The sequence below is a fragment of the Streptomyces populi genome (genome assembly GCF_002911015.1).
In the GTDB taxonomy this organism is placed as follows: domain Bacteria; phylum Actinomycetota; class Actinomycetes; order Streptomycetales; family Streptomycetaceae; genus Streptomyces; species Streptomyces populi.
On sequence record NZ_KZ626894.1, the window covers coordinates 47,274 to 54,533 of the forward strand.

At 72.1% G+C, this 7,260-nt stretch carries 3 protein-coding genes; 1 reads left to right on the top strand and 2 read right to left on the bottom strand.

The annotated features are described in order from the left end of the window. Positions 1–133: 133 nt before the first annotated feature. On the top strand, positions 134–3,334 hold the full coding sequence (locus tag CW362_RS25590; RefSeq protein WP_103551883.1) for a non-ribosomal peptide synthetase: 3,201 nt from the start codon (positions 134–136) through the stop codon (positions 3,332–3,334). A 48-nt stretch (positions 3,335–3,382) separates the two neighbouring features. Here CW362_RS25590 and CW362_RS25595 read toward each other — a convergent pair whose 3' ends face one another. Together CW362_RS25595 and CW362_RS25600 are read right to left on the bottom strand one after the other, a co-directional pair. Next, the gene (locus tag CW362_RS25595) at positions 3,383–4,234 is read right to left on the bottom strand and encodes an alpha/beta fold hydrolase (RefSeq protein ID WP_103551884.1); all 852 of its coding nucleotides are present in this window, start codon (positions 4,232–4,234) and stop codon (positions 3,383–3,385) included. A gap of 152 nt (positions 4,235–4,386) precedes the next feature. Continuing rightward, positions 4,387–7,260, bottom strand: a 2,874-nt coding sequence (locus CW362_RS25600) for a non-ribosomal peptide synthetase (protein WP_162684227.1), incomplete at its 5' end; no start/stop codon positions are given.

Consider the following 7,260-nt stretch of genomic DNA (forward strand, 5'->3'; position numbering starts at 1 on the left):
TCCCGGACGAGTGGCGCAGGTCACTTGTTGCCGGGGTTGCTGCTCTCGACCGGGAGTTGATCAACTGAACTGATCTACTCCGGCAAAGCCCGTTCACAAGAATCTGGTGGAAACGGCCCCTTCGGAGGGCAGCATGTCGCTTGACTCGTCCGACGACGACATCACCGCGTGGCTGCGTGCTCGCGGTCGACGCAAACCCATGCCTCACGCCGACCGGTCCCGCCCGCTGATCGCGTCGGCCGCTCAGCGACGATTATGGTTCGACAGCCAACTGCGTTCCCAGGCGGCCGCGGACGGCGGAACCATCTATCACTCCACGTCGGCTCTGCGGATACGCGAAGAGGTCGACGTCACGGCACTCCGGGCGTCGGTGGAGTCGCTGGTCGCCAGGCACGAGACGCTGCGTACGCGGTACGTCCTCACCTCCGAGGGGCATCTGAGTCAACTCGTCGACGACGAAGCCCAGGTGAAACTCCACGTCGAGGACTGCGACGGGGCCGAGGAGGTCCAGCGGGCGCGGATGGCGGAGTTCTTCGCCGCCGATTTCGACCTGGAGCGCGGACCGGTGCTGCGGGCAGGGCTTTTCACCTTGCACGACCAGGACCACACGCTCTTCCTGGTGATCCATCACATCGCCACCGACGGTTGGTCGATGGACCTGCTCCGGCGGGAGCTCGGCGAGCTCTACCGGTCCCGTGTCGAAGGACGCGCCGCGCGTCTTGACGAACCCGCCTACCAGTACGCGGACTTCGCCGCGTGGGAGCAGTCCGAAAACGACCGGGACGCCTTCGCCGACGACCTCGCGTACTGGCGCGGACAACTGGCCGGAGCTCCTCAGACGCTCCCGTTCCCCGCCGACCTGCCCCGCCCCGTCGAGCGGTCCTTCGCCGCCGGATGCCACCGCGTGGACCTACCGGCAGCCACTCTCGACGGAATCAGACGGATCGCCGTGGAGTGCGAGGCCTCGGTGTTCCAGACCCTGCTGGCGGCCTTTCAGGTCCTGCTGGCGCGCTGGAGCGGCCAACCCGACCTGATCGTCGGTTCGGTCTCGGCGAACCGCCGGTCCGCCGAGACCGAACCGATCGTGGGCCTCTTCGTCAACCTGCTCCCGATACGGGGCGAGGTGGACGAGTCCCAGTCGTTCGCGCACCTGGTCACGCGCACCCGGGACACCGTTCTGCACGCCTACGACCATCAAGGCCTCTCGTTCGACCGGCTGGTCGACGCCGTGGCGCCCACCCGTGCTCCTGGACACAACCCGCTCGTGCAGGCGGTGTTCACGCTGGCCGAGCCGGCCCCGGCGGCCGGAGAGGCATGGGGCGAGCCGTTGGAGTTCAGGGAAACGACCCGGACCCAGTTCGACCTCACCTTCGCCGCGGGACCGGACGGCCGGGGCGGTCTGACCGTCGACGCCCACTTCGCCGCCGACCTGTTCAGCAGCCACGCGATCGAACGGCTGGCCCATCGGTTCACCGCTCTGCTCGAGCAGTTGACCCTGCGTCCCCACGAACGGCTCGCACGGGTCGCCGCCGTCACCGCTCCCGAGGCCGCCGAACTCGACGGCTTCGCCACCGGCGCGCCCCGCACCGGCACACCGCTCGTCCTCGACCTCTTCGACCGGCAGGTCCGAGAGCGACCGGACGAGGAGGCGGTGGCCGACGGCGAGGTCCGTCTGACCTACGCACAACTCGACGAACAGGTGGACCGTGTCGCCCGGTTGATCGGCTCCCGCCGACCGGCCGGCTCCACCGCGATCGGCGTCTGTCTGCCACGCTCGGCCACCCAGGTCGCGGCGATGCTCGGCGTACTGCGCGCGGGAGCCGTCTACCTTCCGCTCGATCCGGAATACCCCGCCGAACGCCTCGAACACCTGTTGAGGGACTCGCGGAGCCCGCTGGTGCTCACCGACGCCGTGAACGGGCCGGGGCCGCGATGGCCCGCACACGTCGAGGTGCTCGACGTGTCGGCCGCTCCGCCCGAGGGCGCGCGGGCACCGGTTCCCGGAACAGGTCCGGGGCACCCCGCGTACCTGATCTACACCTCCGGGTCCACCGGGCAGCCCAAGGGCGTCCTCGTCACGCACGAGGGCATCGGGAACTTCGTCTCCTGGTACGTCGACCACTACGAACTCACCCCGCACGACCGCCTGTCACAGCTGGCGAGCCCCAGCTTCGACGCCGGACTGCTGGACACCCTTCCCGCGCTGGCGGCCGGGGCACGCCTGACCGTGCTGCCCGACGAGGTCCGGCTCGACCCGGACCGGCTCTGGTCGCGCCTGGCGGAGGAAGGCGTCACCGTCGCCTTCCTGACCACCCCGCTGTTCGCGGCGGCCGCCCCGCACCTGCCGTCGGGCCCCCTCCCCCTGCGCTCCGTCCAGATCGGCGGGGACAGCCTCGTCCACGTGCCGACCCGGCTCCCCTTCACGCTGGACAACCTCTACGGGCCCACCGAGGCGACGATCGCGGCCAGTTGCGGCCGACTGGAGCCGGGGGACCGCGTCCACATCGGGGGCCCGCTGCGCGGGATGCGGGTACGGGTCCTGGACCCCTGGCTCCGTCCGGTCCCGGCCGGCGCTCCGGGCGAGTTGTTCCTGGCCGGGCCGGGCGTCGCCCTCGGCTACGTCGGACGCCCCGGCCTCACCGCCGGCCGCTTCGTCCCCGACCCCTGGGCCGGGGACGGCAGCCGCATGTACCGGACGGGTGACCGGGCACGGTGGCGGGCCGACGGACGGCTGGAGTACCTGGGCCGTACGGACGCGCAGGTGAAGCTGCGCGGTCACCGGATCGAGCCCGGTGAGATCGAGGGCGTCCTCGCGTCCCACCCCGACGTGGCCGAAGCCGCGGTCGAGCTGCGGACGCCGTCCGGCGGCGACGCCCAGCTCTGCGCGTACGTCTGTCTTCGCCCCGGCGCGGATCCCCGGGCCGTCGAGGAGCATGCCGAGCGAGCGCTGCCCGCCTGGATGCGTCCTGCGTCCTACACCGTGCTCCCGGAGCTCCCCCTGACCGCGAACGGCAAGGTCGACCGGGCGGCGCTGCCCACGCCCACGGTGCGCGCCGCCGCTTTCCGGGCGCCCGCCGGCCCGATCGAGCAGCTGGTCGCCGAGGTGTGGCAGGAGGTGCTCGGGACGGAGCGGATCGGCGCCGACGACGACTTCTTCCGGGTCGGGGGCCATTCGCTGCTCGCCACCCGGGTCGTCTCCCGGCTGTCCCAGATCAGTGGCTGCCGACTTCCGCTGCGGACCGTCTTCGACCACCCGGTGCTGGCCGACCTCGCCCGGGAGCTGGAGGAAGCGGTGGTGGCCGCCGCCACGGCGGACGGGGACCTCATCGGCTGAGACCCGGTGCGGGGCGACGGGCCGGCTCCCCGCACCGGACGGCCCTCGTCACAAGGGCCGGGCCAAGAACTCGACGAGAGTACGGGCGAAGGTCTCCCTGTCGTCCAGCCAGGGATAGTGGCCCGCGCCCGGCTGGACGCGGGACTCGCCGCGCCCGAGAAGCGCGGCGAGCTTCGCACCGGTGGCCGGGGTGGGGAACGGGTCCAGTTCCCCCGTCACCACGAGGGTCGGTGTGTCCGAACCGGCGGCGGCTCGCCGGACTTCGTCCGTGTCCAGGGTGATGCCGTCGTAGAACCCCGCTGCCGCCGGCACCGACATCTGCCGCAGCTCGGAGCGGGCGTGCTCCATGGCGGCTTCGTCCCAGCGGCCGTAGAAGAACGGTGCCGCCTGCTCCCGGTGGGGCAGGCTGGCGGCGATCGTGGGGGAGCCGGTCCACGCCTCGATCCCGGCCCGTGCGGTTTCGTACCAGTCCTCGTGTGCCCGCCGGGCCAGTGCCTCCTCGTAGTCCTCCACCCCGATGCCCACGGCTCTGGTGCTTGGCGCCACGAGCACCAGGCGGGACACCCGCTCCGGGTGACGGAGCGCGTACAGCAGGGCGGTGTTCCCGGCGGACGAATGGCCGAGGAGGTCGACGCGCTCCAGACCCAGGTGCGCGCGCAGCGCCTCGATGTCGTCGACCAGTCGTTCCATCCGGTACGAGCCGGGGTCGGCCGGCGCGTGGGAGGCGCCGGTGCCCCGGTTGTCGAGCAGGACCAGGGACCGCTGTCCCGCGGTCCCGGCCAGTCCGGCGAGATATTCGCCCGCGCGTCCCGGGCCGCCCGGTACACAGAGAAGAGGTTCCCCGTCACCGAGCACCTGATACGAGAGCACGGTTTTGTCGGGTGATGCGAATGTCGGCATGTCTCCTGCTTCGGGGTCGGGGATACGGCCGGGGGCCCGGTCGGCGAAGAGCGGCCGACCGGGCCCCCGGCCTGGAGCTCCGGACAGACGTGAGGCCCGGCGGGCGGCACCCGGTGATCGGACCCCGCTTCTGTCCGGAGCTCTCGGAGTGCTCACGCCTCGGCGGCGGTCTCCCGCTCGGCCGCGAGCCGGTCCAGTTCCGCCGCCAGAGCACCCACGGTCGGGTGGGCGAACAGCAGACGCATGGACAGGCGCAGGCCCGTCTCCTTGCGCAGCGTCGACACCACCTGGGTGGCGACCAGGGAGTGACCGCCGAGTTCGAAGAAGTTGGCTTCGACGCTGTCGACCGGGCGCGCGAGCACGGTGCTCCAGATCCGCGAGACCAACTGCTCGGACGGCGTCGTCGGTGCCGCGCCCGGCCGGTCCTGGTGCGTGTGCTGCTCGCAGAGGGCCACCAGGGCGCTCTCGTCGACCTTGCCGGTGGCCGTGAGCGGCATCCGGTCCACCCGTACGAGGTGCGAGGGCACCATGAAGTCCGGCAGTGCGGCCTCCAGAGCGCTCCGCACCTCGGCCTCCAGCTTCTCCCCGGCCGTCTCCCCCGGGAGGACGGCCAGACCGAGCGCGGCGGACACCGGCCCCGGGACACTGAAGACCGCCACGCCGCGGACCCCAGGCACTGTGCTCGCCACCCGTTCGATGCCCGCCGGTTCCACCCGGAAGCCGCGGATCTTGACCTGCTGATCCGCCCGTCCGACGAACTCGAGCGTCCCGTCAGGGCGGGCGCGCACCACATCGCCGGTCCGGTACATCCGGCCGCCGTTTCCCAGCGGATCGGGGAGGAAGCGCGCGGCCGTCTGACCGGGCAGGTTGCGATAGCCGCGCCCGACGCCCTCGCCCGCGACGAACAGCTCTCCCGGCGTTCCCGCCGGAACCGGCCGCAGGTAGCGGTCCAGAATCCGGATCCGGTAGTTGGGCAGGGGCCGCCCGATGGTCGCCGGGTCGTCCCCGGCGCCGGTGTCCGCCCAGGTGGCGCAGACAGTCGTCTCGGTCGGGCCGTACGCGTTGACGAACCGCCGACCGGCCGACCACCGCTCGATCAGCGCCGGCGGGCACGCTTCGCCCGCGACGACCACGGTTCGTGGCCCCGCGCCAGGAGCCGGGGCCGGGTGGGCCGCCAGCAGCGAGGGCGTCGCGGTGACCAGGTCCACGGACCCGCCGAGGACGGATTCCGCGTCGTCCAGGGGATCGGCGAGCACCACACCCCGCCCGTACGCCAGCGGCAGCACCGTGGACCACAGCCAGCCGTCGAAGGCCGGAGCGAGTACGTTCCCCCCGAGGCCCCCCTCGGGCGGGGCGAGCCGGGCGAGCGCGGCGACGAGATTGGCGAGGCTCCGGTAACTGACGCCCACGCCCTTGGGTTCACCTGTCGTGCCCGAGGTGTAGATGGTGTAGGCGAGCGAGTCCGGCAGGCTGCGCTCCGGCCGCACCTCGGGGCCGTCGGTCACCGTCAGGGTCGTCGGGTCGACCACCGGCAGACCGTCCGCCAGGGGAGAGGCGGCGTCCGCCATCAGCACCGTCACCCCGGCGTCCCGGACCGTGCCCGCGAGCCGTTCGGCCGGGTGCGCGGGGTCCAGCGGTACGAAGACCGCGCCCGTCTTCCACACGGCGAGCAACGCCGCCACCAGATGCCGGGACCTGCCCAGATGGACACCCACGGCCTGCTCGGGGCCGATCCCCAGGTCGCGCAGGGCGGTGGCCAAGGCGTTCGCCCGCCGCTCCAGCTCACCGAAGCCGAAGTCGCCGTCAGGGGCCTGAACCGCGATGCGGTCCGGATCCTGCCGTGCGAACGCGGCGACCGAACGCGCCACGTTCAGATCCGCGTCGAAGGCGACGGTGGGGCCGTCGTACGCCGTCGCGTCGGCCGGGTCCCCGGGCAGGCGGAGCAAGGCGACTTCCGGCTCTGTCACCAGTGCGCTCAGCGTGGTGAGGTAGGAGGCCGCCAGACGCTCCATCGACGACGCGTCGAAGAGGTCGGCGTCGTACACCACCTCACCGTGCAGTCCGTCACCGTCGGGAGCCAGTGCGAGGACCAGGTCGTAGCGGCTCGACCGGCCGGCCACCTGGAAGTCCTCCAGTTCCAGACCCGCCGGCGGGCGTACCCGGCTGGTGGCGTTGTTCAGTGAGAACGCCACCTGGACCAGCGGATTGGCCGCCGTCGACCGTTCCGGGGCCAGCAGTTGCACGAGGTGGTCGAACGGCACGTCCTGGTGTTCCATGGCGGACAGCACGGTTTCCCGCACCTGCCGCAGCAGAGCGCTGAACGGCTGCTGCGGGTCCACCCGTATCCGAAGCGGAACGGTGTTCACGAAGAACCCGATGAGAGGTTCGAGCTCGGAGAGCCCTCGGCCCGCCACGGGGCTGCCGAGCACCAGGTCCCTGCTGCCGGAACGGCGCGACAGCAGTACCGCGTACGCGGCCAGCAACACCATGAAGGGGGTGGTCTTCTCCCGGGCGCACAGCTCCTCCACGGCCTTCGCGGCCGAGGCGTCCACCCGCAGGGGGGTCCAGCCCGCCCGACGGCTGCTCCGGGCCGGGCGCGGGCGATCGGCGGGCAGGTCGAGCACGGTGGGCGCGCCGTCCAGGGTCCGTAACCAGAAGTCGATACCGGACTGTAGCGCTCCGCCCTCGAGCCTGGTGCGCTGCCACTCGGCGAAGTCGGGGTACTGCACGGCGAGTTCGGGCAGAACCGGGTCCCTGCCCGTGGCCAGAGCGGCGTAGCCGGCGCTCAGTTCGTCAAGGAGTACGCCGGCCGACCAGTCGTCCACGACCAGGTGCGGGGCCACCAGCAGAAGGACATGCCGCCGCGGCGCGAGCCGGAACAACGCGGCGCGCAGCAGCCTGCCCTCGCTCCAGTCGAAGGGTTCGTACGTGGCGGCCTCCACCAGCGCCGCCAGTGCGTTGTCGCCGCCCTGGACCTCGACCACCTCACGGTCGAACGCATAGGGCTCTCGGACCGTCTGGAGCAG